The following is a 25,625-nucleotide window of genomic DNA, read 5'->3' as shown; positions in this document are numbered from 1 at the left end:
GCGCACAAGGAAGTTGCCCATGTCTGCCCCTGCGTTGATTGATACCCCTCTCATACCTGCACCGTCAAAACGGACATCCACCCTGCTCATATCAGCGTGGGTTCGGCACACTGCGCGCCCTGCACCCTGATACCGGACACGACACAAGATGTCGTCGGCAGGCTCGATCCTCACTCGCCTGTTCTCCATACAAATTAGCGAGAGATACGTTCATGCCTGAGTCCTTCTACCCATCACAAAAACGCTCGCGACATCCAACCATGTTCCTGGCCATCGACATGTGGGGGATCGAAGGCGAGTACGCTGACGGGAACTGGCATGTTTTGCTTCACCGGTTCGCAGTGGACTGGAGCCAGAAGCATCCTGAGCAGGCCACTGCCACCCTGTGGTCAAGCGTTCAACCCTGCAGCATTTTCACCAACGGATCTTCCTGCTACATCGCTGGCAGCGCCCACTTACCAGATGCTTTTTTTCAGCAACTGGAGGTTTTTCTGCGCGCAGCATTCGGCGACTGTGCACGTATTGGCGGTGAAATTCAGGTCAACGTGGATGAGTGGCGGGTGTACCTGCACTTCGAGAGCGGTGGTATCTGGGAAAAATACAACAGTTACGAATGGCGCGCGCTCGAGTTGTGAAGCGCCTTAGGCAGCAGTCGACGAACACATATTCATAATTAGACGCAAGGATTCGTACTGCGATGTTGAATACTCAACGCACCTACCTCAATTACCTGAACGCCATTTTTCCTGTTATTGCAGATACCGCTCTCCAGTCCGATGAGGTAACGCGACTGCAGAACGATATCGAGCATACCGAACTGCTTGTTCCTGTAATCGGTGCCTTCAGCGCCGGCAAAAGCAGTTTGCTGAATACTTTTCTGGGTGAAACTATCCTCAGTGTTGGCCTGACACCTGAAACAGAATTGGCCACAGAGTTGCGCTACAGCAGCGACCCGCACCTATTGGCCATGCGCCTGGACGGCAGCGCTGAACGCATGGACATCACGGCGCTGGCCACCCTCAAGGCGCGTGCCCACGAATTCACGCACCTTCAGTTGTACCTGGACAACCCACGTCTCAAGGCCTTGCCCTCACTGGTTCTGGTCGATATGCCGGGCTTCGGCTCTTCGCTGTCCAACCACAACAAAGCCATCGCCTATTACCTGCCCCGTGGTGTGCACTTCATCGTGGTCACCAGCGTTGAGGATGGCAATATCACTCAGTCAATGCTGCGCCAATTGGACGATCTGCACACCTACGGCCGCGCGTTCACGTTCCTGCTGAACAAGACCAACCTGCGCTCAGATGAGCAGGTGCAGGACGTCGCCGAACTGGTCGATGAACAGATCAAGATCAACTTTGCCGATACCCGTCAATTGGTGCGTGTTGGGCTCGACGCAGCCCCTCGTCTGACCGAAGTCCTGGCCTCACTGCAACCGGAACAGATCATCCGTGATGTGTTCGAAGATCGCCTCAAAGACCTGACCCACTCACTGCTCAACCAAATTAATCTGGCACTGGCATCATTGCAAAAAACCCAGGGCGAAAATCAACACGCACTAAACGAACTGGCCCAGGGCATTCGAAAAGTCGAGCGCCAGCGCGACAACATTCTCGAAGACTTACGCGATCAGCAACTAGAACGAACCGTGGAATATTGCCTCAGTGCCGCGGGTCACGAGCTGGATAGCGTGCAGTCGGAACTGGTCAGTGCGGCCGTCGCGGGCAATCAGGAAGCGTTTTCGCGAATTGTCTCCGAGGTCGTTCGCGGCTCAATGACGCGCTCAATCAAGGACCAGATGGACCATCTCAGTAGCACCGTGGTGACGGACTTTGCTCAAGCCTTGGGCGATCTGGGCCAGAGCATGGGACAGTTCAACAATGAACAGAACTGGCTCGGGCAGATCACGGACAGGATCAACCGTACGCTGCACAAGACCGGAGAAACCCTGGGCCACTGGAATGGCACATTGGCTGAGCGTAATGGCCGCGAGCTGGAACGCCTTAAGCAGGAAACTGGCTGGGAGCATGGAAAGCCGCTGCCCCGTGTGACATACCAAGGCTTGACCACTGTTCTGGCAGTCACTACCTCGGTGGTCAACCCCCTCATCGAACTGGCGATCATCTTCCTCCCCAATATTCTCGCGTTCATCAATGAAGGGCGCCTACGCGAGCAACTGCGTCAGAAGGTAATCAACGAAGTAATTCCTGCGGTCAAGCGTGAAATGCGTGAGCGCCTGCACACCCTGCTCCACGAACAGATGAACACTTTAGTGACCCAGGTTAGCAGCGAGTTCGAACGGGAGATCGGTGAAAAACAACGCCTGATTGACGAGATGATAGCCAATCGCCAGCAGGATGCCGAGGCAGCACAGCAGCAGCTCGAGCTCTTGATCCAGTGCCGGGAACAACTGCAACAACTGGCCAAACAAGCCCTTTACGAGGTTCAGTCATGACCCCGCAACACGTCCTTGAACTGAACCAGCGCCTGCACCAGTGGATGCAAACCTACCACCCGGAGCTGGAAAAAGACCTTGCGCCCATGCTGAACCGGCACGCCATCGATCGTAGCGAAGACCTGGAACAAGCCTTCAGTGATCTGGTGGAGGAAAACCGCCTGCTGCAAATTGGTGTCGTGGGTCGCGTCAAGGCCGGTAAATCCTCCCTGCTCAACGCTTTGGTGTTTGATGGCCACGCCATTCTCCCCAGGGCTGCAACGCCGATGACGGCAGCGCTGACCACCCTGACCTACGGCGACACGTTCGGCGCCGATGTACAGTTCTACAGTGCAGCAGACCGGGACAACATCCAGCAGGATGCCTTGCGCTATCAACAGCGCTACCAGGAAGAACTGACCAAAGCTGTAGAAACCTTACGTCAGCGCCGCCAACGCAGCGGCCAACCGGTCGATGACGCAGGGCTTTATCGTGATGCAGAGAAGAGCGCCAAACGAGCCCTGCAGAGTGAACACACTCTGGTGGCCGCCAGTGAACAATGGCAGCACATTGAAGCCTCGACCGTTGACCTCGGGGCACTAGACGCCCTGGGCCACCTTCAAGCACCTGACGCGGCCACCTTGGCCGTTTTGCTGAGCGATTATGTCGCGGTGGGCGGAGCCTTTATGCCGTTGACCAAGAGTGTCGACATCTTCCTGCCGCTGGAGTCGCTGCGTAACGTGCGCATCATTGACACCCCCGGGCTTAACGACCCGGTGCAGTCCCGCGAAGAGCGCACCACGGCGCTGCTGAAAAACTGCGATGTGGTGTTTATCGTCAGCCCGGCCGGCCAGTTTCTCAGTGAACAGGACATCGAGCTGATGAGCCGAATCACGCAAAAGGAAGGGATTCAGGAACTGGTACTGATTGCCAGCCAGGTCGACAACCAGCTGTATGGCAGCGACACTCATCAACCGACACTTCAGGGCGCACTGGATAAAATCACCCAAACCCTCAGCGTGCATATGGTCGATACCCTACAACGCTTGAAGGCCCAGCATCCGGAAATCGGCGCGACCTTCGACAACCTGATCCAACAAGGTACAGGCAAGGTGCTGTACACCTCTGGCATGTGCCACAGTCTGTCCGAGCGTTTTGACCAACAACACGCCTGGGACAGCGCTGAACAAAAAGTCTGGGAGAACTTGCGCACCCACTACGCCGACTTTTTCACCCCGGAACATGCCGACCGTTGCCGGGGCAACCTCGATCTGCTGGCGAATACCCACGCATTGCGCGCGGTATTGGACACTGTGCGCGAGCAGAAAGACCACATCATCGAACAGCGCCGTACCGAGTTAGTCCGCGCCAAGTTGACCGCCCTGGAAGCGCTACGCACCGACCTGTTGACGTTCAGCCGGGACAAGTATCAAGAAATCCGTAACACCGATATTGAAAAACTGAAGGCCGCACGCCACGAGCTGGACACCAAGATAGTGACCGCCTCCTACGACCTCGACGTTATGCTTAGCAAATGCGTTGCGGAGTTTCGCGAACAACTCAAACGTGAACTCACTAAACACCTTGATGCAGCCTATAGCACTACAAGCAAGGGCGTCAAAGACGCCTCGGAGGAAACCTCACATTCCAGGGAGGTGGTCCGCGACAGCACTTTCGCAAAAATGGCTAACTGGATGTGGGGCGGTGGCACTGAAACCCAGCACTACACCGTATTTAAATTGTTTTGGCGTCAGGTCCATAACCAACTGGAGGAGTTTGCCGAGGGACTGAGCGGCACCCTCAAGCATTCAAGCGAAACTCTAACCCAAACGTTTCGCGACAATCTAATGAAAGAGTCGACCCGAGTTGCCCGCCTGCACCTGGAGGACAATCTCGATGCCGGCTTGATCATTCTCACCAATCAGAATCTGGCAGCGGGCTTTCGCCTCCCAGCATTTGAGTTAAACAGCCAGGCATTAGGCAAGCTCAAGGGCTCCGGCAGTTATCTGCTGGACGACGCCGCACGGCAATTTCTCGATGACGCCAAGCATCTGCTGCACGACCTCCATGGGCAAGCCAAACGTCAAATCCGCCATCTGATCGATGACGTCACGCACTCACTGCCGCACTCTTACGGCAATGCGTTTTTCGCTGATTTGCAGGCCCGCATCAGCCAACTTGAGGCACAAGTCAGCAATGTTCTGCATACACTCGACCGCTTGCAACGCATGGCCCAAGAACTGGAGGCAGCATGAATAGCGAGCTGTTTCCGCCTGCGTTGCTGGCACAACTGGACAAGATCGGCCAACTGTTCGTCTGGCGGCGCAAGACTCTGCGCGACAGTATGATCGAGGCACTGCAGGTAGCAAATCGCAGTCACGAAGCCCTCGCCCTCGACCATCAAGCGACCCTGGCACGTTTGCAGGCCTTGAACGTGGAGCATGCGCAACTGACCGAGCTCCAGGCCAGTACGGTCGCTGAACTGAGCGATACTTGCCAGACACTGCAGGGCCTGCAGAATACCCTGACCCAGGCACAGGCCCAGCATCAGCAGGCTCAGGAACATGCCCGATTGCGTTTTGACAATTTGTCAGTCAGCTATACCCAACTGGTCGAGGAGCGTAACGGCATCGAAGCCGCTCGCCTGGCGCTCGAGCAAGCCCAGCAGCAAACTCGTCAGGCGCTCGAGGCCGCGCACACCCGTAATGCCCAGCTGACGCTCGAGCGCCAGGCGCTACAAGCCAGTCTTGACACCCTTAACAGGGAGCATGAGCGACTGACCGAGCATCAAGCCACCACCGCCGTCGAACTGAACCATACCCAAAGAACCCTGGAAGAGGTCCAAGCGTCGCTGGCACTGGCCCTGGATCAGCATCAACACCAGCAGCAACAGGCCGCCGAGCGCTTCGAAACCCTGTCAACACAACACAGCCAACTGGAACAGGCCCGCAATCGCATCAAAGAGGACCTGGACCAAACTCGTCAAAATCTCCAGGTGACGAACGACACATTGCTGGCTGAGCACGCCCGCAATGACCAATTACTCCTCGACTGCCAGGCGCAACAAGCCCGCCTTGACGCTTTGAACGAAGAGCATCAGACCTTGAGTGAGCGCCAGGCCGCTACTGTGGCAGACTTGAATAACACCCGTCAGGCCGTACTGAACGTGCAAGCGTCGTTGGCGCAAGCCCTTGACCAGCATCAGCGCGCGGAGAGCCAGGCCGGTGAACGTTTCGAAGTACTGTCGAACCAACACCTGCAGCTGGAACAGGATCACAACCGTCTCCAGTCGGCCCGTCAAACGCTCGAACAGACACTTGAGCAGGCGCATCTTGAGCTGCGCACCACGGGAGAATCACTTATTGCGCTGCAACAGGCGCATGGCCAGGAGCAACAACAACACGCGCAACTGGCAGACCAGTTCCAATCCACCTGGACTCGCTTTCAGCTGATTTCACGGCTGCTGGCCGCCAAGCCGCGGGAAAGTGCCGGGCTTGCCCGTTTCAGGGAGTTACTGGACAACGACTACATGACATTTGCCGACGGCGAGTCGTGTCTGGGCGCGGAAGCCAAAGCCCTGAGAATGTTGCAATCGATCGAACAGGAACTGGCTTTGCTGGTCGGGTTCCCCGATATTCACGAGCGCACCATTGTCGGGATTGTCGGCGGTTTCAGCAGTGGGAAATCCGAGTTTATCAACAGTTTCATTCGCGACCCCGAGGTGCGCCTGCCAGTAGGTATGCAGCCCGTCACAGCGATCCCCAGCTATGTGCTGGCGACTGATCAGCGAATGATCCGCGGCTACTCTGCGAACGGTGGCCACATGGAGCTGGATGTGGCCTTTTACAAAAACATCTCCCATGCGTTCATCAACTCATTCAGCTTCGACTTGAAGAGTTTAATGCCGTTCATGTGCGTCGGCGTGCAAATGGCACCTGAGCTTTTCAGCAACATCTGCTTCATCGACACGCCAGGCTACAACCCGCCTGCCACTGCGGCCGAACACAGCCAAGGCGACAAACGCACGGCCATCCAGTTTGCCCAACAGTGCGAGGCCATTATCTGGCTGATTGGCCTCGATGCCAACGGCACTGTGCCAGTGTCCGACCTGGACTTTATCCATGAGATCGGTGTGGAACAGCGCTCGGTGTATGTCGTGCTGACCAAGGCAGACCTCAAGCCCGAGGATGAGATCGAAGAAATCATGGACGAAGTCCAGGATGTGCTGCAGAGCGAAGGCATTAATGTGGTAGGGGTCAGTGCATACAGCTCGACTCAACGTCACGAGATCGCTTACCGGGACACACCACTGCTGGAGTATTTCTCACGGATCAACCAGCAAGGAGATTCAAGCCAGCACCTGGAAGGCCGACTGCAGGAAATTTTCACTATGTATGAAGACGCCATCCAGACAGATATCAACGGTATTCGTGCGCAAAAAACCGCCATCAACGGATTGCGCCTTGACTGCCTGGAGGTTGGCGGAGCAGACGTCTATGGCCGGATGTTCGAGCCTATTGCCAAGCTTGACCGCCATCTGGACACCGCACCCCAGGAAGGCTGGCTCAAGGAATCCAGGCGACTGCTGGAAGACTTCCGCGAGGCGGTACGCATGACTGCAGCCCCCCAAAAGACTCAAATTTAATGGACATCCACGAGCACCGACGCATAAGGCTGACTGCTCGCGGACAACTGCCACAGTTCAATGTACGCCCCAACATTTGAAGCGAGACAACATGTCAAACAATGCCTTTGAAAAAGACTACTCAGACGATTCGTTCTGGGACAAAGTGAAAACGTACGCCAAGTCTGCCGGCGAGACCGCACTCGAGCCCGCACTGAAAATGTATTACGCAGCCACTGACGCCGACACTCCCACCTGGGCCAAAACAACGATTTATGGCGCCCTCGGGTACTTTATCTCGCCGATTGACGTCATTCCGGATATCACCCCATTTTTGGGCTACACCGACGATGTTGGTGTGCTGTGCGCGGCATTGGCCGCGACTGCGAGCCATATCAAGACCGAACACGTAGACAAAGCTAAAGACACCTTAAAACAGTGGTTTTCCTGACTTAACCGTCAACGCTAGGCGTTACTGAACGCTGAACTGGGATCAGGCACGATCGAGCATGTCGAGTCTGATCCCTTGCCAAGCAGGATTAGTACGACACATTTTGACCCCCGCTGGCCTCATCCTGCTGACTCCACTGCATCAGGAGACTCAGCATGGGCAGACGCCTATCCCCCTTTGCACACGGCAGCCGCCGTGCTGCTGATACTTGTACGCTCTCGCTGAAGTGGTGTTATCAACTGCTGCTGGATCTGGGGGGACATCGTAGCTTTATCAACCGCCACGGTCTGAGCGAGGATGATTTGGCTCACGAGTTGGGCCTGGCCGAATGGTTAGACGATGACCAGTACAGCCCTGCCCTGGCGCTGACGACACTGCGCACCCGCGCTCGCGCCTTCAATGCCGAGCACATGACAGCCCTCTATCCGAACAACCTACAGAGCAACCTGGAGGCGCTTGGGGCACTGTTAGGCTTGGGTGAGTCAGGACTGCAAGTACTCGGTTTCTGCGTGCTGATGCACAGCGACCCAACACTCAGTGATGCCACAGACCAACTGGGCATGTTGGGGCTCAACCGGGCAATGAAAGTGCTGTCTGTTCTATTGGGATTACCGCTGGCAGAAGTCGAGGCATGCCTGGCACACAATAGTCCACTGATGCGCACGGGCCTGCTGGATCTGAGCACCAATCACCGCGCCGTCATGGCACTGAGTTCAACCTTGTCGGTGAGTAATCCGGACCTGCCTGGCCTACTGCGTTTTAGCAAAGGTACACCGCTGGAGCTCTTCGCTTATGCGTTTCGTTTAAGCCCTCCAGGTAGCTTGAACAGGGAGCATTACCGTCATATCAGCCAAGCGCTCACGATCGCCGAGCGCTACCTGAGCAAATCCTTGGCCCAAGCGCGACAGGGCGTGAATATTTTGCTCTACGGCCCACCCGGCACAGGTAAAACTCAGCTTAGCCGGCTGATTGCTGAAACACTGGGCTGCGCGCTGTATGAAGTGGCCTGTACCGACAGCCAGGGCGATCCCGTCAGCGCCAAGCAACGTCTGTGCTCCTTGCGCGCGGCCAACAGCGTACTGCGTTCGCAACCTGCTCTGCTCGTGCTTGATGAAATCGAGGACATCTTCCAGGCCGCCCCTTCCGCGCCCAATAGCCATTCCCAGAAAGGCTGGATCAATCGCATGCTGGAAGAAAATAGCCAACCGTGTTTCTGGCTAAGCAACAGCATAGAGACTATTGATCCGGCACATATGCGCCGTTTCGACCTGGTGATTGAAGTACCCAATCCACCCTTGGCGCAGCGCAAACAAATGCTGCACACGTGCAGCGCCGGCAAGTTGAGCGAGGTCTTGATTGAACAGCTCTGCGCCCATGAGCAGATGACGCCGGCGGTTCTAGAGAGAGCCGTGCGCGTAGGGCGCAGCGTGTCACAACGAGCCAGCAAAGCACTGGACAACACGATTCGATCGATCGTCAATGGCACGCTCAAAGCGCAAGGCTTCGCTTCGCTACAACAGCACAGCAATGGTTTACCGAGCTTCTATTCGCCAGACTGGATCAATACCGACCTGCCCCTGCATGGTTTGGTAGAAGGGCTGCGCGCCCATCCACAGGCGCGGCTGTGTTTTTACGGCCCGCCCGGTACAGGCAAAACCGCATTCGGCCATTGGCTGGCTCAGGAGCTGGGCAAACCTTTGATGGTCAAACGGGTTTCCGATCTGGTTTCCCCGTTTGTCGGGGTGACAGAGCAAAATATGGCACACGCCTTTGAACGCGCCCGGCAAGAGGACGCGATTCTGTTGCTCGATGAAGTCGACAGCTTTTTGCAGGACCGACGCAAGGCGCGACAGGGCTGGGAGGTTACGACCGTCAATGAAATGCTCACTCAAATGGAGAATTATTCAGGCCTGTTTATTGCCTCCACCAACTTGATCACCGACCTGGACGAGGCCTCCTTGCGCCGCTTCGACCTGAAGGTGCATTTCGGTTACCTGACGACGGAGCAAGCCCAGGCATTATTTGCTGAACACCTCAAGGCTTTGGCACTAAAGGATCCACAGCATAATGCCGCCCGCCGCTTGCGCGCCGAGGCACATCTGACACCTGGCGACTTTGCAGCAGTCGCGCGCGGAGGCCGTTTCAACCCATTCACCAATGCCGACGAATTGGCCCGTGCACTGTTGGCCGAGTGTCGCTTGAAACCCACTGGGCAACAACGGCCCATCGGCTTCGTACATTAAGCCCATTAAAGGTTGCCGGATTGACGCCGATAGGTGAGCAACCGACTTTCTTACTGGCTATAGGCCAGCCTGCACCCTACAAGGATGATTCTCTTGCCTTCAGCCAAGACCCATAGCGCCCTGAGCCGTCAGTGGGAACTGCTACAGCACCTGCCCAAACGCGCACCTGGCATCACGGTGAGTGAACTGCTCAGTCGCTTGGTGAGCGCGGGTTACTCGATCAGCCGCCGCAGTGTCGAGCGCGACTTGCGTGATCTGTCCGTGGTGTTTCCCTTGCAGTGCAACAATGGCGGGACGCCTTTTAGTTGGTACTGGAAACCAGGCGTAAGCGTGGAATTGCAGGGCATTACACTGGCAGAGGCGGTCAGTCTGACCCTCGTCGAAGATGCGATCCGCCCCCTCTTGCCCGGCAGCATGTTGAGCGTACTGGAGCCACGATTCGAGCACGCCCGGCAAAAACTCAAAGGCCTTGAAGACGGCAACCCCACTGCCCGCTGGCCGGATAAAGTGGCCAGTGTTCGCCCGGACTTCAATCTGCACGCACCGCAAATCCTGGCTGAGACCCTGGAAGCCTTGCAGCACGCCGTGATTAGCGAACAACAAGTACACTGCCACTATTACTCGGCACACACCAATAAAATCAGCGAACTTACCCTCAACCCGCTGGCCATTGTTCAGCGCGGCTTAATCACCTACCTCATAGCGACGGCAGCGCCGTATACCGATGTTCGTCAATTCGCCGTGCATCGCTTTCGTGAAGTAACGGTACTCGACACTCAGTGCCAAGGGGTGGCGTCATTCGAGTTACATACCTACTTGGCCAGCGACGCCTTGCAATTCGGTAACCCGGAAAAAATCCTTTTCAAAGCGTGGGTCAGTGAACACCAGGCGCGTTTGATTCGAGAGACGCCCTTGAGCGCGGACATGGTGCTACAAGCACTGCCAGACGGTTTTCAGATACAGGCGACCGTCAGCAATACCTGGCAACTGCACTGGTGGATTCTCTCCTTGGGCGCTTCGTTGGTGGTGCATGAACCAGCGGCATTGCGACAGCAGGTGGGCGACACCTTGCGACTGGCCGCAGCAGCCTATGGCTCTGAAAGCAGTTCGAAGTCATCTGACTAGTAGGGCCAACTGGGCTCACGGAAAAGGCTCTGAAGCCTGATTGACAACGCTCATGTCAAAGCACGCTTGGAGGACATGAGTCATTGGCTGATGCTCCCCGCCTGATTGCCCAACCTCAGCAACTGCGGCGGACGCTCTGCCGCTTTACCAAGCAACACCAACACACCCTACTCATCAACTGGCTCCCGCACCACGTTAATATGCATCACTCGTGCCCCACACTGCCTGGCGATATAGGGGATTTGCGCCGTAGGGTGAACCAGCCCGATGTACCGACGCAAATTAATACGTCCGCCTCCTTAGCCACCGCCAGTGCTTGGCGCCACGCAGGTTGAGTCGTGACAGGGGTTCCGCGGGACGCATTGGCCAAGCCCCCCTAACGGCGTAATCGGGTAAACCATTGCGCCAACGTACGGTCAACGACGCCGGCTATCTGCCGGGTCAACACGTCACTGCCACAGCGCTCACACCGCTCACACCAGTCGAGGGGCCCCAGTGCATCACTGAGCGGTGCAACGGTTTTCTTCCAGTGACACGCCTGACATACAAAAGTGAAAGGCTGTGGTCGGATAGGCATGTTCTTGCTCCTCTGCCACGCCTGTAGGTGCACGTGGCTATGGGTCATTGTCTAAGGCTGAGAGGTTGATGGCACTAGGGCTTGCAGGTTTTCGAGCTTTCGCTGGAGCTGATCGACGTGTGCATTTTGCGCCTGGAGCGCCGCTCTTAACTCTCGATTTTCCTGCGCGTGCCAACCCACCCGCCGCTCGCGCTCTTGCGTGGTCACCTGCCAGTGCGTGAGCAAATGCCACGTTTTATGGCCTTGTGAATACAGTGCGCAAAGGATTGCCAACATCAGCCCCAAGACCGCAATTGCCACCCAATACTCAATACCCATAGCCTGCCCCACTGAATGCGACCTTGGAGGTGATGGGCGATGCACAGACCCAGCGCAATCCGCAAACCAAATCAGAGCCAAGCCACAGCAGGCGCTCAACTTCTGCTCGTGCGGTACTCGGAACAAAGCAGACATTTAATGTTGGGGGCATCTAGGCAGCCTTTACGTGAGTTATTCGATAGAAGGCATTATCACAATGGCTCACGACAGTTTGTGTCGTTACCACGCCCACCTCTGCACTCCAGGTCAAAACTCCTGAATGCCGCCACTAAGGCACTCTGGGTCTGGGTAAATAAACGGCTATCACACCTTCCGAACTTCGCTAGATAAACCATTGAGGCTATCGGCTGGAGATGTCTATGGTGCCGCGGGCAAGTGAGATTCAGGAACTGCTGTCGCATAGATGGCAAGCGATTTAATTGCGCAAGACGGAATTCCCGGACGGCCACATTAGAACTAAAAATTCCAATAGAACAATATGAAGATCATTTTTGCATAAAGGGCTATAAGATCAAGCAAGGAAGTCGCTATCACGCCAAAAGAAACAGAATAACTATAACTGACGGCGACATGAAAAACACAATAACCACAATAAAAAACACATCTGGAAAAAATAGAAATTCTTTGTTGCTCGAAGAGCCATGTAAACCATTAGAGCTCTGAGCGCAAACAATTGAACTCAACCCCAAAAGCCACCTTCTTAAAAAATGCCAAACATAAGTATCTTCGTACCTTTTAACTTCAAGGGCTTATTGGAATCTGAAAATACCACAACATGAAAGCTAGGCGCCGTTTGGCGCCTGCCCCCTGCATCAAGCGCCAGCTTACTACGACTAATACCTTGAATTTCCTAATGGCGTGTGAGTGGATCCAGAATCACTTTATTGCAATTATGATTGCATATCACGAGTGGTAGCAATCGGCCAGAAGTCACCAATTGGCACTCGCACATAAAAAAGCCATGAAAACCTCTTTAAAAACCCCTAACTACTGCTTCTGATTATTAATTACATCAGGTACTTTTAGGTAGTTAGTGATCTTTGAAATGGTATCATGAATGTAAATTTGCCCTTGAACCTGAAGTATCATCGTGGTCTCAGGGGACGCCGAGTTCTTATAGTTATTCACCAGATATGAACTTGGATGCACAAGCTTTGAGAACAGTTTGTAAACGCTTTTGTGCTCATCGCTAGAGTCTAGTTTTTTTGCTATTTGCCCTGCTGAGGCTGGGGTATTAATTTCTGGCAAGCTATATTTTTTTCTGACTTTTTTAAGCCGGTTAATCTCTTCGATTAATATTAATCTCTGATCAGCCAAGTCAGATGCAGTATTAATACTGAGCATCCCCTCCAGAACTTGAATATTGTCAGTAATGGCCTCTGAATTCCATTCGTCGAGATTATTTTTGCTACCGATTATCGAGCGGGCTATCAAGTTGAGCTCGTAAAGATTTCGGGTTGCAAGTGCCAGAATTGAAATATGGTTACCAATTGCTGTTTGAAAAATGTTTACACACTGTGAATTAGCGGCCAACAAATTTAGCAACGCTATATTTTCATCGTTTCTGGGGCAAGCAGCATCCACCCAGTCCATTATTAAAAGAATCTTATCTTCTAGGCTTTCTAGTGCAAGCTTTAGATCATCCTCAGTTCCAGATGTTACATAATCACTGATTGGTGCGGTATTATACATATCTAGCATCCTGCTGTTAATGTTTGGCGTTAACTATGGGGGATTATGCCATATACTCAGCAAACAAGTAATCGCCAATCGCAGGACTGAGGCAGCTCCCTATTAAGGTCATGCAGCATTCTGCAGACAACCGTCTGGCAATATCAGTAAATTGCGTTGCTACTGCTTGATCGTCTGCAGGCTCTGGGGTTTTTTGAACTTGGCGCGAGTAGAATCGACTAAAGCCTGACTGAAATTACCGCAACGGTTGACGCTCAGGACGTTTTTCATGCAACCGATCAGCAGTTTTTTCATACCTACTGACCAAGATCGTGATGCTCTCGTGCATCATCGATATAGTGACCAGTCAACAGCGCGGCATTTACAACTCGCTGCAAATCTTGATCGGCGTGGCCAAGCTTATGAATTGCAGATCATATTTAGCAAAGAGAGTGCAATGGTAATAAATTTCGGCTAGGTGTGAATGGCCCTTGATTTCTTAAACGCTTTTGACTAGCAGCTTTTGTCCGATTCTGTAGAAAAAGTAACTCCCCTGCCTAGTCTGCGGCAAGATTTCTGGATTGGACGACAGGGGATCACACAGCATGAAGGGACTGTTATCGAGTGGGCAGGGGCGGATGTTTTACTCGTTTAAATTTAAAGATCAAAGGTCGCGGTAGGGATGGCAGTTACCTGCCACCCCCCGCACAGATCCGTACGTGCGGAACTACCGCATACGGCTCCTGCCTTGGGTGCGTGACGCGAAGCGATCCTCAGGATACGGGTGTGCGTTCTTTGGGCTCGGTATGTAGTGATCTGTGAGCAACCCGAAGCGAGACCATTGCAGCCGATTTCGCTGGCTGCGTCGCCCGAGAGCCTGACGCCAATATCAACCTCGATATGGCGAGCATTCTCGCCTAAATGGGTGTCCGGTTTCATTAGACCACTACAGACGGATACAAAGATAGAAAGGTAGCGTCCACTTTATCTTAGGTGGACACCTTTCTCTGGCTCATTGAGTGCTTGGCTTAGCTCACGAGCAGGCTCATGTAAGTGGGCCAATCACCGTTGGGACTCATTTGCGCCATTTTATATTTCTCCAGCATTTGTAGCGCTTGGCTCTCGTGGTTAGCACGGAAGTCAAACCCCATCTGGTCGCGATACGGCAATTTACCTCGCCAGTATCCCATTCCTTGATCAAGGAAAACTTTGCTGCGCTTACCCGACACCCAATCTACTGTTATCACTCTCGCGTGTTGAAGTTCCCGGCTTCGTTCTTTGATTTCAATTTCAGGTGAGATGAAGAACTGGCTACCCAACCAAAGCTTAAGAAGTGCTTCTTGATCAAGTTGGAACCTCCAGTCATGACTAATTTGATTGCTGGACTGATCGCCACTGGATGCTAGCGTTTGAATTCGAAGCGACTCAAGCTTTTCATTTTTGAAAAGTTCAAGAAAACCGCTTAACAACATTAACGACCATGGTGATTTCAAATAACGGTCGGAATAGCTGACCACTGTTGCTTGATCCGTGGCAATCAACTCAGTCAATTCGGGCGCGTGCTTCTCAATGAGAGTAGCGAGACGCCTATGCAAGCTGCTGATAGGACCGTCAAGTTCGTGGGTGATTTCGATGACCCGTGCACCCTGCTCAAATTGGCGCCAGGTCCGGACGTCGATAGGCTGACCACCGCAATCAGAAACACAGTTGCTTCCAGCCCATACTATTCCATCATTGCTACTCAGCCATCCGACTCCTGGAGTCGCAGCGGAGGCATCGCTGCTAAAAAGACTTTTGATGCCCGACTTGGAACGAATTTGAGCCACCAAGTAAGGTTTGATCGGTGGAAGAGTGTTGTCCATATCCTCAATCACCACCCCAAGACTAGCCAGGTCAAAGAGGGTGTTCTTCTGTGCTTTGCTTAGCGACGCTCCTGAAGGAATTGCCAGTTTCACCTTGAGTTTGTCAGCGATTGCCCAAGTGAGGATTTTTTCACGGAAGTAAGGGTGATCTAGGTCCCAGTCCTCTGCATCGCCCCTCATCACCAAGCAAATAGAGGTGTCATTTTCACTGCGATCCGCTGAATTGATCGCAGAGGACAAATAGCGGATCGGGCCGGTCGAGCAATAACTAGCCCCCACCACAGTCTCAAACTCGCAGGGCAAGTCTAAATGTTCAATCAGGCCCGACACAGTCAGCCACTCCATGGCGCGCCCACGATCTAGCTCCTCTCGCTCCACTCGACTGTCTTGACCTGCAAGACAGTGCGAGCAGACGTTTTCGCAGTTAACCGGGCAATGCAGCTTCCCTAACGCTTTACGTAATAGTTCCGTGGTATTCGCTAAGCCAGCCAGGACAAACCCAGCTCCTCCGCTGACTTCATCGAATAGCTGAATGACCGTTCGCCCTTGTCCACTTTCGATATCACGATCAAGACGGAAACCAAAGCCCATTTCTGTGCTGGCAATACCTAAGAGTTCGGCGATTACGTCGCGTAGTGCAACGGCAAGAGTCGTGGCTATGATTTGCTCTGCCAGACTATCCCCGAGCCACAGGCCTGTCTGGGGACTTCTCAAGTAAAGCTCCATGACGTCAGTGCGAATTTGATAGCCCAGGAAAAGGTTAGGCTTAACTGCCGTTCCGGGGCAGTCGAACTCTTTACGACTGCCTGTGATCCCGCCCACTGGCCGGTGTAGCTGATCTGGAAGCAGATTTTTAGGAATGTCTCCGGAGGCGAGCATTGAATCTGCACGTCCGCAGGTTAGGCACACGGCGTAACCTTTTTCGTGTTCACCGGATGAATGATGAAACACACTGCCATCGTGACCAAATCGAACGAAACCACACCGCTTGTCGGGCAGCGAGATCGTCTCGCCAGTCAGTTGGATGCGAGGTCGTTCAACTCGGATGAACTTCTGAGAAGTGATGTCGTTTGTTGTGGACTCATAAAAGTCGGTTACAAAGCCGCCAGGGCGAAGGACGGTTCGGCGCTCGCTTGGTTGAATTGCGTGCATGCAGTGTGAGCACGTTAGCTCGGAGCTGTTGGTATAAGCGTTTTCGATTACGCCTGTCGCTCCACAATTTGAGCATCGCCAGGCGATATCAAATTTTTGTGCTTCGTTTACTTGGCCTGACGAATGCCATTGCAAACTGATTCCTGCCGAACGATAGACTCGCCCATCGATTACCACTTGCGACCCAGGTGCATACTCTCGGATCGCAATGTTTAAGCCGCGAGACGGAAGCTCTTTGTTGTTGAAAATGCTGTCTTCACGACTCTCAGGATGAGTTCGCTGGTGCCTGAAGTCCTCAATATTGTAGGTATTGAGTGTCACGACATCGGTAGGGAATCCATATCCTGGAAGGAACGCACGGGACGCGAGATCGCGAAGCAAGTACTCACCGTCGTGACGTTTTTTCTCCAGCTCTAGCGCTTTTTTGTACGGCAAATCTGTCGCCGCTTGCAGCTTAGCGTTGAGCTTTCGAGACTCTTCAAGCCACCGGTCCTCCAGAATACGTACGCTTTCCTGAGTCTCTGCTGAGATTGTGCTGAGCAGGCAGCCATCTAAGCAGGTTCCGCTGACAAGGCGTTTGATTGGGTCTGCGAATTCTGCCTGACAACTAGTCAGCCAGCTTTTGAATTGCTGGCAGGGTGAGTCGTCCCCGCCAAAAAACCATTGGAGAGTCAGCCTGGTTCGATCACCGTCACTACTGGTTTTTGATTTTAGGAAAATAGACAAGAGCAGCGAATTGACGTGCCTCCGAACAATGCGAGAAGAGCTTAAAGTAATGGTGGGCGCGGGAATGGCGGTAATGAATGGCCACTTAGGTGAATCGCCCCGGGTTTCCTAGACACCTCTTTGCCTTAAAATGAGGCCAATCAGGAGGTGCCATGAGCAACCCACGTTATCCCGAAGAATTCAAAATCCAAGCAGTCAATCAAGTGATCGAAAAGAAGCTGCCTGTCGCTGATGTGGCAGCACGTCTCGGTGTATCGACTCACAGCCTTTATGCGTGGGTAAAGCGCTACAGCAAGCCACAGGAAGAACGACAGCAAGGCGATGATCAGCAGGCTGAACTTCGACGTCTTAGGGCGGAGCTCAAGCGGGTCACTGAAGAGCGAGACATATTAAAAAAGGCCGCCGCGTACTTTGCCAAGGAGTGCGGTTGAAGTACGCCTTTATCAAGCAGCAGGCTGCCGACTACTCCGTTCGACGGCTTTGCCTGACGCTCAAAATCCACCCCAGTGGCTACTACGCTTGGTTATCGGAACCGCAATCTGCGCGCGCCAAAGACGACCAGCGCCTGTTGGGGCTGATAAAACATTCATGGCTGGAGAGCGGCGGCGTTTATGGCTATCGCAAAATCCATGATGACCTGCGTGAAATCGGTGAGGCTTGCGGTCGCCATCGGGTTGCCAGATTGATGCGTATTGAAGGTCTGCGCTCTCAGACAGGGTACCGCCGACGTCCAGGGAAGTACGGAGGTAAACCTGCGGTGGCCTCACCCAACTTATTGAAGCGTCAGTTTGATGTGGTGGAACCCAACACGGTTTGGGTCACTGACATCACCTACATCCGCACGTACGAAGGCTGGCTGTATTTGGCAGTGGTACTGGACTTGTTTTCTCGCCAAGTAGTTGGCTGGTCAATGAAACCGCAAATGACAAGCGATTTGGCCAATGATGCATTATTGATGGCCGTTTGGAGGCGTAAACCAAAACAAGAGGTGATGGTTCACAGCGACCAAGGCAGCCAGTACAGCAGCTCCGATTGGCGTAGTTTCTTGAAGGCGAACAATTTGGTTGCCAGCATGAGTCGTCGAGGTAACTGCCACGATAATGCTGTCGCAGAAAGTTTTTTCCAGCTTTTGAAGCGAGAACGGATCAAGCGAAAAATCTACATCACACGGGAAGATGCTCGTGGTGATGTATTCGATTACATCGAGATGTTTTACAACGCAAAACGTCGTCATGGTTTCAACAATCAGCTGTCCCCGGTAAAGTTTGAAAAGCGTTACGCAGCGAGCTTGGAGAGTGTCTAAAGAACCCGGGGCGATTCAGTGAGGTTCTACGAGACTCCTCCTGTCCTACAGACTGCTAGAGCTTATCAAACAGCAAGAGGGGAACAGTGGAGCGTGTACTGACGATTGGCATTGATGGTTGTGTCGACTAAGAACCGGTGAATATTTCCGGATACAGAGACGTCAATTTCATCTACCGTAAGCCCTGACTCACCAAGTTCAACAGAGATTTTGGTGCCGCTATCACAGCTCTCGATCTCTACGTCTCTATCTGGCAGGATGACCATTCTTCTGGGATTGCTATATAAGCAATGGAGCGTTAAATCAGCCTTACCCTTGTAGTTCATCTTGCACCTCCTATGTCGGTAAACCCGAGCGTATCATATGTGTCGAGCAATAGACGTTATGGCTGAATTCTCGCTGGGCCTTCCGATTTTCCAAGATCGTATTCCGACTGTCCGGGCGCCCTTGCTACCATAACGTCGTTCCATAAGCGAAGCACTACAATCCTAATTTAGCATTGCAGATGCCTGTTTTTTTGCGTGTGTGATATTGTCTGTAGCATCTCCACAAGGACAATAATCGAACATGCTGCTTTATCATTTCACCCGTGCTGGTGCTATCAACGACATTCTCAAAAACGGAATTCTCCCTGGTAAGGTTCCATGTCAAGAGAACGGCAAACCGAAGCTTGTCTCCCTAACATCAAGGCTTGACCCGAGCGGACATGGATTGATAACCGGACAATTGCTTTACGAGCAGACGTCTCCAGAGTTCCAATTCATGGCCAGCGTTTATCCTCAACTGATCACAGGTCAATCGCCCAATAGACAGTTGCAACTATTCGACCAGACAGAGGTAGTTGTAGAGCTGGACATTAGCGATACAGATCCAAATTTATTGGACTACAACAGCTTTATTAATCTAATACTGACGCAGATGAACTACTCGAAAATACATAAAAACCTTTTCAAAGCAGCTATTCTGGTCAGCACTCGGTATCCATTAGGTCATGATCATATAGCAACCAAGAAATATGATAAGGAAGTACGAGATGTTCAATATTCAGGTGCCATCTCCGACCCTGGCTGGTTCCTCTATGATGGAACAATTTCGCCCAATATGATTAAGTGCATCAGGACTCGGGACAATCAGACCGGAAAATATATTTGATCACGGTCATGTAAAAATTAAATTTTCTACTAGCCGATCAATAAAATCTATAGAAGTCGGCAAGATATTGGCGAGAGCCTCTCTGATCAGGGCATCGATCAATTTTGAGTGAGCGTTGGTTTTTCGGACAAGCACGACTTTAGAGTTGGTTCAATCCTAGGCGATTGCAGATTTAGGGAAATAGTAGCTTTAGGGCGGTTACAGCCAACCACCCTAAAGCTTTACTAAAATAGCCCCCCCAAAGCCTCCTGCTCCCAATTCATCACAATCAACTCTCCCGTCACCTCAGCCTTCCCCTGCCGCTGATTCGTGGTCGTGTACCTGATCTCGGTTGTCTCAAAATGAAACCCCTCAAACACTCGCCGAATGTCCGGATGGTCGTTGATGCTGACCATCACCTTACCTTTGCAGCGACGCATAAAATCAGCCATGCGCTCGTAGTTTTCAAAAGGGAAGTCCACACCGTAACCAGCGGTCTGCCAGTAAGGCGGGTCCATGTAATGGAAGGTATGCGGCCGGTCGTAGCGCTCTGCGCACTCAAGCCAGGGCAGGTTTTCAACGTAAGTGCCGGCCAGGCGCTGCCAGGCTGCAGACAGGTTTTCTTCAATGCGCAGCAGGTTGATTGCAGGAGCTGTAGTTGCGGTACCGAAGACCTGTCCTGTGATCTTGCCACCGGAGGCATGGTGCTGCAGGTAGAAGAATCGGGCCGCACGCTGGATGTCGGTCACGCTTTCCGGGCGGGTCATTGTTTGCCACTCGAAAATCTGCCGTGAGCTAAGGGCCCACTTAAATTGCCTCACGAATTCTTCCAAGTGGTTCTGCACCACGCGGTACAGGGTTACCAGGTCGCCGTTGATGTCGTTGAGCACTTCGCAAGGCGCGGGCTGTGGGCGCAGGAAGTACAGCGCCCCGCCGCCGGCGAAGACTTCGACGTAGCATTCGTGGGGTGGGAACAGGGGGATAAGGCGGTCGGCCAGGCGGTGTTTGCCGCCCATCCAAGGGATGATAGGTGAAGACATAATGTGCAAGACCTTTACTGTATAGATAGACAGGTGCTTGGCTCGCTCCGCTTTATGCACGAAGCAGGAGCCTTGACTGGGCTTGCAGGACTGTTCTGCGGGTTTGGTGGCCGGGCTGGATGTTGACGCATCCAGTTTCGGCCGCTCCTTTTACTTTGTGCCTAATACTTCTTTGGCGTAAGCCTGGCAGGCCTGCAGCGCGGTCAGTCCTTGATCGCCCTCGCCGTCGCCGTCGCCGGTGATTCCGATAATTCGTTGAGCATGCGCTGAGTCAAGTCGGGCTCTATGGGCGCCATAAACCACGCTGCCGGCGCCGGTGGCGGGCGGCACTGCGTCACAACCAGTTGCGGCGGCGTCGAGTTGGACTGACAGCCGCAGGTCAGCAGTAGCAAGGCGATCACGCAGGCGGGCTTGTTTGGTTTTCTCATCGGTCAGGGCTCGGTAATGGGATTGGTCACTGGCTGCCAGCCATTGCTCCAGGGCGAGGCGCTTGCCCTGCTCTGCCAGAATTTGTGCGGAGTTGGCATTGGCCAGATCGGTGCGTTCGGTTTCGGGAGGATCTGCAGCAGTTGCTGCGCTGTGATGGGCATGATTTTCTTTAGATAATAAAAAACCCGCACTCGGCGGGTTTCTTTGAATCGGTGCAGGTATTTACTGTGGCTGGATACCTTTGATTTTCTCCAGGCGCATTGGATAGCCATTGGCTGGCTGAACCACAGTTTCGCTTTCAACCGTTTGAATGATCTTGCCGTTGGCATCTTTCGTCACTGAAATAGTCTTGCTATAGGTGCTCTGCACCACGCAGCCATTTATCAACAATGCCGCGCCTACTACAGCCAAAAACTGGATGCCCTTCACTTGGTACTTCCTTACCTGGATAATTTCGGCGCCGACTGTAGCAGGCTTTATGCCATCATTTCCAACGACATGGGCTGAAGTCTTGCTTCGCTGGAAGGTATGCCTATCTCGAGACAAAAAAATCCCGCACTTGGCGGGGTTCGGTACTGCAGTTTCATTTCAGCAAGACATCACTTGTTCTGCCGTTCTGCCAGTCGCGTCATCAGGTCCATGCGTTCATGCAATATCGCCACGATCAAAGCAGGTGCACCTTCACGCGGCAGGGCAAATGCGTAATGGTGTTCGCAGTGAGCCATCAACAACGTCGGGTAGAGGTCGCTCATGTCCCTGTAAGCGCCTTGAATGGCGGCAAGGCGCGCAATACCGCGTTCCAGTCTGCCGATATACACACGCACCTGCTGGTCACTCCACTGTTGGCGCGTGTAGCGGATGATCCCGCGCAAGTCGGCTTCAGCCTCAAGCGTAAGAACGTAGGCACCGCTCAAACCCGGCTTTCCCCGGACAGTTCTTCATCAAGGATGTCACCAATGCCCCTGGCCGAAACCTTGCCCGCCAGGCCATCGTTGATGCGGGCGGTCAGTACGCCTCTGAGCTCTTGCCATGCCGGATCATTGTCGACATTGCCCGGAAACAGGCGCTCGATGGCGTATTGCTTGATCGTCTTGCCCTGCAAGGCGGCCAACGCTTTCAGGCTCTGATGCTGCTGCTCGGATATGTCGATGGTCAGGCGGCTCATGTGGCAACTCCATACGTGATCTACGCCCTGATCTTCGCACAAATGTGGGAATGTGGGCCATCGACTGGACGACCGGGACTTCTCCCAGGCTAGCTTGGACGTAATGGCCGCATGTTTGAATCGGGATAGCCCTTTGCATCCAGTTTCTAGGCTCGAACCTGATTACGGTAGTCACACCACAGGCGCTCTGTGCCCGCTACCTGCTCGCCATCCTCGATGGCCTCCAACTGCTCAGCCACGAACTTACGCTCCTGCTCGATCCACTGGACTTCGACAGCAATCAAAGGCGCCAACCGCGCCCTGCGCGAAGATCACCCCCTGCGCCATGACTGATGATGCGTATACCCCATGTGATCAACATGCCATCTGCAAACTTTATAAAGCTGCCGCTGGCATTCGTCCCTTGATCAATAATCGCTCTGCTCGCCACGGAACCCACAACATCTGCAAACGCTGCGCTTTTAAGCGCTGCTGCCTTGTCGTATAGCTCCCGCGTCATAAAGTTAATCTTCTGACTGGCCACACGCGGTGGGTCACCGGGAGGAGATTTACCTGCGCATTCAGGCATAGCGCAGCCTGAACGGAAAGCATCACTACAGGCCGCTCGCTGAGCAGGTTGGGGGGAATGAGAGCTGTGGAAAGTCTCGGTGAAATGTCAGCCATCATAGAAAAGGTTTACCAGGCTCACGGGCTAGAATTAGTGAGCTGAACATAAATACAAAAACCTGCAAGCAGCGCCCAAAAAATTACAAATAGCCATGGTGTCCTCATAGAGAACATTAGCGATTTGCGATACCCCTGCTGACTCGATTCTTTTTCGTTAAATAAGGGTGAGTCATCATAGGCCTCCCCCATAACCGGGTCACTTCGCAATAAGTGACTTTGTTTGAAATGCCAATGATCAATGATGACATACGAGGCCCTAAACCCAGGCCAGGCATGCAATGAGCTAAATATTCCTAGGATGGCCATCAAGGTTGGTACAACCAAGGTAAAAAGCTCGCCCCATCTGGGATTGAGGTTCGCCATTGAAGAGGCAAACGCAATAACCAAGAACGATTGGGCCGTTAAATATGCGTTCGTTCTATTCGAGAGCAAACTTGTTTCATAGTGAATTTCTCTCCGATAGAAATCTAGACGATCTTTAGGAGTGCCAAATAGAAAAACGTCTGAGGGCGACTCCTGATGAAGCCGGATTTCCTCAGTGATGATCTTAGTCACAGCACGCCTCCGATGGACTGAATGACTTTAGAAGCGCTCCCCTTCAAAGGGTTCATTAAATTTCAGCGCATAAATACTCAATCCTAGCCAACTTCAAAAACTCATTTCATCCCCATGAATGTCAGCGAAAGAAGTGAAGATGAATAATCCACAGCTCTGCAGGCGACCATGACCCCAAGTCAACGCGCTTACTGTGATGTAGCGCTCGCAATAAACCAGAGCCGCAATATGTTCGTCGCGCTTAGCCTCGGGCTTGCCGGCTCCAGCACACCGAAGAGCGCCCCGCGCTACCGGGTAGTGCCAGTGAGTGGCGAGTTCTTCCACATCGTCGATACCGGTACCGGCAAGGTGAAAGGCTTTCGCCGCGAGCATAACGATGCCTGTGCTTTCGCCCGTAAACTCGAACAGGAGTCGCTGCCATGACTGACTTTCTGGATACCGTCGAAGGCCCGGACTGGCTTTACGATGCCATCAACAGCCTGATCTGCGGCGACACCGTCACCGCGCCGCGATCCTTCGGCAAACCGGTTGCCTTGGTTACACCACAGTCGCTGTACGAAGCGCTGGCCGAACACCTGGGGCACAAGAACACATCGCCCCCGCTGCTGACCGACAATCGCGAGTACCCGATCGAGCAGATGATTTGCGAAATCATTGCCGGCGGGAGCCGCGTTCATGGCAAGGCTTACGACTTGGCCTGCTCGGCTCTGGGCACGCCAAAGGCCAAGCATCACCCAACTGCCTTGCACGATCTTGCCGAGTCACTGATTCGTCCCCGAGCCAATGAGTACGGCCAGGCCCGCGCCGAGGAACTGGCGACAGACCTTGCCGCCGACCGGGCGGATCAACGCAAAGCCGACGCTGCGTAAGGTCAGCCCTTGCCTTTGTTCTTGTTCTTCGCTCCGCCCTGGCGAGCCTTGAACTTCGGATTGGTTTTGCAGATCACATAAATACGGCCACGGCGCTTAACGATCTGGTAGTCACGGTGACGATTTTTCGCTTCTTTGAGTGAGGACAGCACTTTCATCGGTGAGGCTCCTTGCGGTGAGTTGAAACGTAATAACATATCTTAAATACGAATGAGAATGTTTAGCAACTCATATTTCCCCTAACCCTTCTTGATGCTGCGTAGATCGCGGCAAGGATTTTGTCGTGTCCATGAATATGCGGATCTGGGATCAAGTCGATAAGACCGACACCCGGAGCACAAAAGCTGCTTTGGCTGGACAGCGTGCCCATGCTGACAAAACTGGAAGAGAAGAAATCGAGCCGCAAGCCCTACCCCATGTCCTGGGAAGAGCAGTCGATTCTTTTTGGGGAGTTGCCCGCCCACTTGCAGACGATGGCTTTGTTCTAGGTGAACACGGGCTGTCGCGAGCAGGAGGTGTGCAAGTTGAAATGGGATTGGGAGATTGCGGTAGCGGAACTGGGCACCAGTGTGTTTCTGATACCGGCCGATTTTGGCGGCCGGCATGAGCGGTCGGGAGTGAAGAATGGTGATGAGCGCCTGGTGGTGCTCAACACCGTGGCCATATCGATCATTGAGAAGCAGCGTGGTATCAGCAAGGAATGGGTGTTTCCTTACAACGGTACTGCGATGCACCGGATGAATGACTCAGCCTGGAAGAAGGCCAGGGTCAGGGCGGCGAAGAAATGGCAGGAGAAGTATTTGCGGCCGGCACATGATGGTTTCGTCCGGATCCGCATTCACGACCTGAAGCACACCTTTGGCAGAAGGCTGCGTGCAGCAGGCGTGACTGAGGAAGATCGCAAAGCATTGCTCGGCCATAAGAACGGCAGCATCACCAGTCACTACTCAGCGGCAGAGCTGGACCAACTGATTGAGGCTGCAAACAAGGTATCAGTAACCGACTCACGCGCACCAGCGCTGACGATCCTGAAGAGGAGGCAGGGATAGCAGAAAACCCAAGGTCACTCGAAAAGTCACTAGGGTAGAAATGAAAAAGCCACCGAGAAGGTGGCTAAGTCATTGAATAATATGGTCGGGACGGAGTGATTCGAACACTCGACCCCTAGCACCCCATGCTAGTGCGCTACCGGACTGCGCTACGCCCCGACTAGGCGTTACAACTTGCTAGAACGTTGAGAAATATACCTTAAGCTTTTGAAATACGAAAGTATTTTAAATGCCT

The 25,625-nt window shown here is 53.3% G+C and carries 23 protein-coding genes, 1 tRNA gene and 2 pseudogenes; 12 read left to right on the top strand and 14 right to left on the bottom strand.

Annotation, left to right across the window (positions count from 1 at the left end):
* Positions 1–260 precede the first annotated feature (260 nt).
* The 7 genes from HBN79_RS08670 (at position 261) to HBN79_RS08640 (ending at position 10,877) form a co-directional block, all read left to right on the top strand.
* Positions 261–635 carry a hypothetical protein gene (locus HBN79_RS08670; RefSeq protein WP_095025341.1) on the top strand — a complete coding sequence of 125 codons (375 nt, stop codon included), beginning with the start codon at positions 261–263 and terminating at the stop codon, positions 633–635.
* 62 nt (positions 636–697) lie between these two features.
* Entirely contained in the window at positions 698–2,455 is a 1,758-nt protein-coding gene (locus tag HBN79_RS08665; RefSeq protein WP_169916557.1) for a dynamin family protein, read from the top strand.
* Complete coding sequence (locus tag HBN79_RS08660; RefSeq protein ID WP_095032549.1) at positions 2,452–4,689, top strand: dynamin family protein; 2,238 nt, start codon at positions 2,452–2,454, stop codon at positions 4,687–4,689. Before HBN79_RS08665 ends, HBN79_RS08660 begins: the two co-directional genes overlap by 4 nt.
* Positions 4,686–7,079: a dynamin family protein gene (locus tag HBN79_RS08655; RefSeq protein WP_169916556.1), complete on the top strand. Its 2,394-nt coding sequence runs from the start codon at positions 4,686–4,688 to the stop codon at positions 7,077–7,079. Before HBN79_RS08660 ends, HBN79_RS08655 begins: the two co-directional genes overlap by 4 nt.
* Before the next feature lie 91 nt (positions 7,080–7,170).
* A complete protein-coding gene (locus HBN79_RS08650; RefSeq protein ID WP_095023678.1) occupies positions 7,171–7,509 on the top strand; it encodes a YkvA family protein in 339 nt (112 codons plus the stop codon).
* Between the two features lie 155 nt (positions 7,510–7,664).
* The gene (locus HBN79_RS08645) at positions 7,665–9,752 is read left to right on the top strand and encodes an ATP-binding protein (protein WP_169916555.1); all 2,088 of its coding nucleotides are present in this window, start codon (positions 7,665–7,667) and stop codon (positions 9,750–9,752) included.
* 93 nt (positions 9,753–9,845) lie between these two features.
* Complete coding sequence (locus tag HBN79_RS08640) at positions 9,846–10,877, top strand: WYL domain-containing protein (RefSeq protein WP_169916554.1); 1,032 nt, start codon at positions 9,846–9,848, stop codon at positions 10,875–10,877.
* Positions 10,878–11,253: 376 nt separating this feature from the next.
* Here the strand turns inward: HBN79_RS08640 and HBN79_RS08635 are convergent, their stop codons facing one another.
* The 4 genes from HBN79_RS08635 to HBN79_RS08625 form a co-directional block, all read right to left on the bottom strand.
* Positions 11,254–11,454, bottom strand: a complete 201-nt coding sequence (locus HBN79_RS08635) for a hypothetical protein (RefSeq protein WP_095023675.1) — start codon at positions 11,452–11,454, stop codon at positions 11,254–11,256.
* A gap of 1,305 nt (positions 11,455–12,759) precedes the next feature.
* Entirely contained in the window at positions 12,760–13,464 is a 705-nt protein-coding gene (locus HBN79_RS08630) for a DUF5677 domain-containing protein (protein ID WP_169916553.1), read from the bottom strand.
* A gap of 159 nt (positions 13,465–13,623) precedes the next feature.
* Positions 13,624–13,758 (bottom strand): hypothetical protein, encoded by a 135-nt coding sequence (locus HBN79_RS23950; RefSeq protein ID WP_254925236.1) that lies wholly within the window; start codon positions 13,756–13,758, stop codon positions 13,624–13,626.
* Between the two features lie 713 nt (positions 13,759–14,471).
* The gene (locus HBN79_RS08625) at positions 14,472–17,183 is read right to left on the bottom strand and encodes a DUF1998 domain-containing protein (protein ID WP_262372320.1); all 2,712 of its coding nucleotides are present in this window, start codon (positions 17,181–17,183) and stop codon (positions 14,472–14,474) included.
* Positions 17,184–17,335: 152 nt separating this feature from the next.
* Here HBN79_RS08625 and HBN79_RS08620 point away from each other — a divergent pair.
* Positions 17,336–18,486 (top strand): IS3 family transposase gene (locus tag HBN79_RS08620; protein ID WP_095023648.1). Its coding sequence is split into 2 segments (ribosomal slippage): positions 17,336–17,573 and positions 17,573–18,486, totalling 1,152 coding nucleotides; the frame shifts between segments, so codons are not numbered across the junction.
* Positions 18,487–18,551: 65 nt separating this feature from the next.
* Here the strand turns inward: HBN79_RS08620 and HBN79_RS08615 are convergent.
* Positions 18,552–18,812 carry a hypothetical protein gene (locus tag HBN79_RS08615; RefSeq protein ID WP_095023647.1) on the bottom strand — a complete coding sequence of 87 codons (261 nt, stop codon included), beginning with the start codon at positions 18,810–18,812 and terminating at the stop codon, positions 18,552–18,554.
* A 241-nt stretch (positions 18,813–19,053) separates the two neighbouring features.
* On the opposite strand from HBN79_RS08615, the gene HBN79_RS08610 reads away from it, so the two are divergent.
* Positions 19,054–19,638, top strand: coding sequence for a hypothetical protein (locus HBN79_RS08610; RefSeq protein WP_095023646.1), 585 nt, complete (start codon positions 19,054–19,056; stop codon positions 19,636–19,638).
* 224 nt (positions 19,639–19,862) lie between these two features.
* Here HBN79_RS08610 and HBN79_RS08605 read toward each other — a convergent pair whose 3' ends face one another.
* The 7 genes and pseudogenes from HBN79_RS08605 to HBN79_RS08575 all read right to left on the bottom strand — a co-directional run bounded on the left by HBN79_RS08605 (position 19,863) and on the right by HBN79_RS08575 (position 23,472).
* Complete coding sequence (locus HBN79_RS08605; protein WP_169916552.1) at positions 19,863–20,657, bottom strand: DNA adenine methylase; 795 nt, start codon at positions 20,655–20,657, stop codon at positions 19,863–19,865.
* 150 nt (positions 20,658–20,807) lie between these two features.
* A pseudogene (locus HBN79_RS08600) lies at positions 20,808–21,191 on the bottom strand (lysis system i-spanin subunit Rz); the annotation flags it as partial.
* A 117-nt stretch (positions 21,192–21,308) separates the two neighbouring features.
* The gene (locus HBN79_RS08595; protein WP_095020761.1) at positions 21,309–21,515 is read right to left on the bottom strand and encodes a hypothetical protein; all 207 of its coding nucleotides are present in this window, start codon (positions 21,513–21,515) and stop codon (positions 21,309–21,311) included.
* 170 nt (positions 21,516–21,685) lie between these two features.
* A complete protein-coding gene (locus HBN79_RS08590) occupies positions 21,686–22,000 on the bottom strand; it encodes a type II toxin-antitoxin system RelE/ParE family toxin (RefSeq protein ID WP_169916551.1) in 315 nt (104 codons plus the stop codon).
* On the bottom strand, positions 21,997–22,251 hold the full coding sequence (locus HBN79_RS08585) for an antitoxin (RefSeq protein WP_169916550.1): 255 nt from the start codon (positions 22,249–22,251) through the stop codon (positions 21,997–21,999). The genes HBN79_RS08590 and HBN79_RS08585 overlap by 4 nt, the downstream gene beginning before the upstream one ends.
* Before the next feature lie 146 nt (positions 22,252–22,397).
* Complete coding sequence (locus HBN79_RS08580) at positions 22,398–22,544, bottom strand: hypothetical protein (protein WP_169916549.1); 147 nt, start codon at positions 22,542–22,544, stop codon at positions 22,398–22,400.
* Positions 22,545–22,935: 391 nt separating this feature from the next.
* Positions 22,936–23,472 carry a hypothetical protein gene (locus HBN79_RS08575; RefSeq protein ID WP_095002910.1) on the bottom strand — a complete coding sequence of 179 codons (537 nt, stop codon included), beginning with the start codon at positions 23,470–23,472 and terminating at the stop codon, positions 22,936–22,938.
* Between the two features lie 228 nt (positions 23,473–23,700).
* Between HBN79_RS08575 and HBN79_RS08570 the strand changes: the two genes are divergently transcribed.
* Positions 23,701–23,895, top strand: coding sequence for a hypothetical protein (locus HBN79_RS08570; protein ID WP_240882368.1), 195 nt, complete (start codon positions 23,701–23,703; stop codon positions 23,893–23,895).
* Positions 23,892–24,341 (top strand): hypothetical protein, encoded by a 450-nt coding sequence (locus HBN79_RS08565; RefSeq protein ID WP_169916547.1) that lies wholly within the window; start codon positions 23,892–23,894, stop codon positions 24,339–24,341. The genes HBN79_RS08570 and HBN79_RS08565 overlap by 4 nt, the downstream gene beginning before the upstream one ends.
* Before the next feature lie 2 nt (positions 24,342–24,343).
* Here the strand turns inward: HBN79_RS08565 and ykgO are convergent, their stop codons facing one another.
* Positions 24,344–24,499 (bottom strand): type B 50S ribosomal protein L36, encoded by a 156-nt coding sequence (gene ykgO, locus HBN79_RS08560; protein ID WP_169916546.1) that lies wholly within the window; start codon positions 24,497–24,499, stop codon positions 24,344–24,346.
* Between the two features lie 180 nt (positions 24,500–24,679).
* Here ykgO and HBN79_RS08555 point away from each other — a divergent pair.
* A pseudogene (locus tag HBN79_RS08555) lies at positions 24,680–25,390 on the top strand (tyrosine-type recombinase/integrase); the annotation flags it as partial.
* A gap of 82 nt (positions 25,391–25,472) precedes the next feature.
* On the opposite strand, the gene HBN79_RS08550 reads toward HBN79_RS08555, so the two are convergent.
* Positions 25,473–25,549, bottom strand: a tRNA-Pro gene (locus tag HBN79_RS08550).
* Positions 25,550–25,625: the final 76 nt, after the last annotated feature.

The sequence above is a fragment of the Pseudomonas sp. WS 5051 genome (assembly GCF_012985715.1).
GTDB lineage: Bacteria > Pseudomonadota > Gammaproteobacteria > Pseudomonadales > Pseudomonadaceae > Aquipseudomonas > Aquipseudomonas bubulae.
The sequence above is the reverse complement of the archived record's forward strand: the minus strand, read 5'-3'. Positions and strand labels throughout refer to the sequence as shown.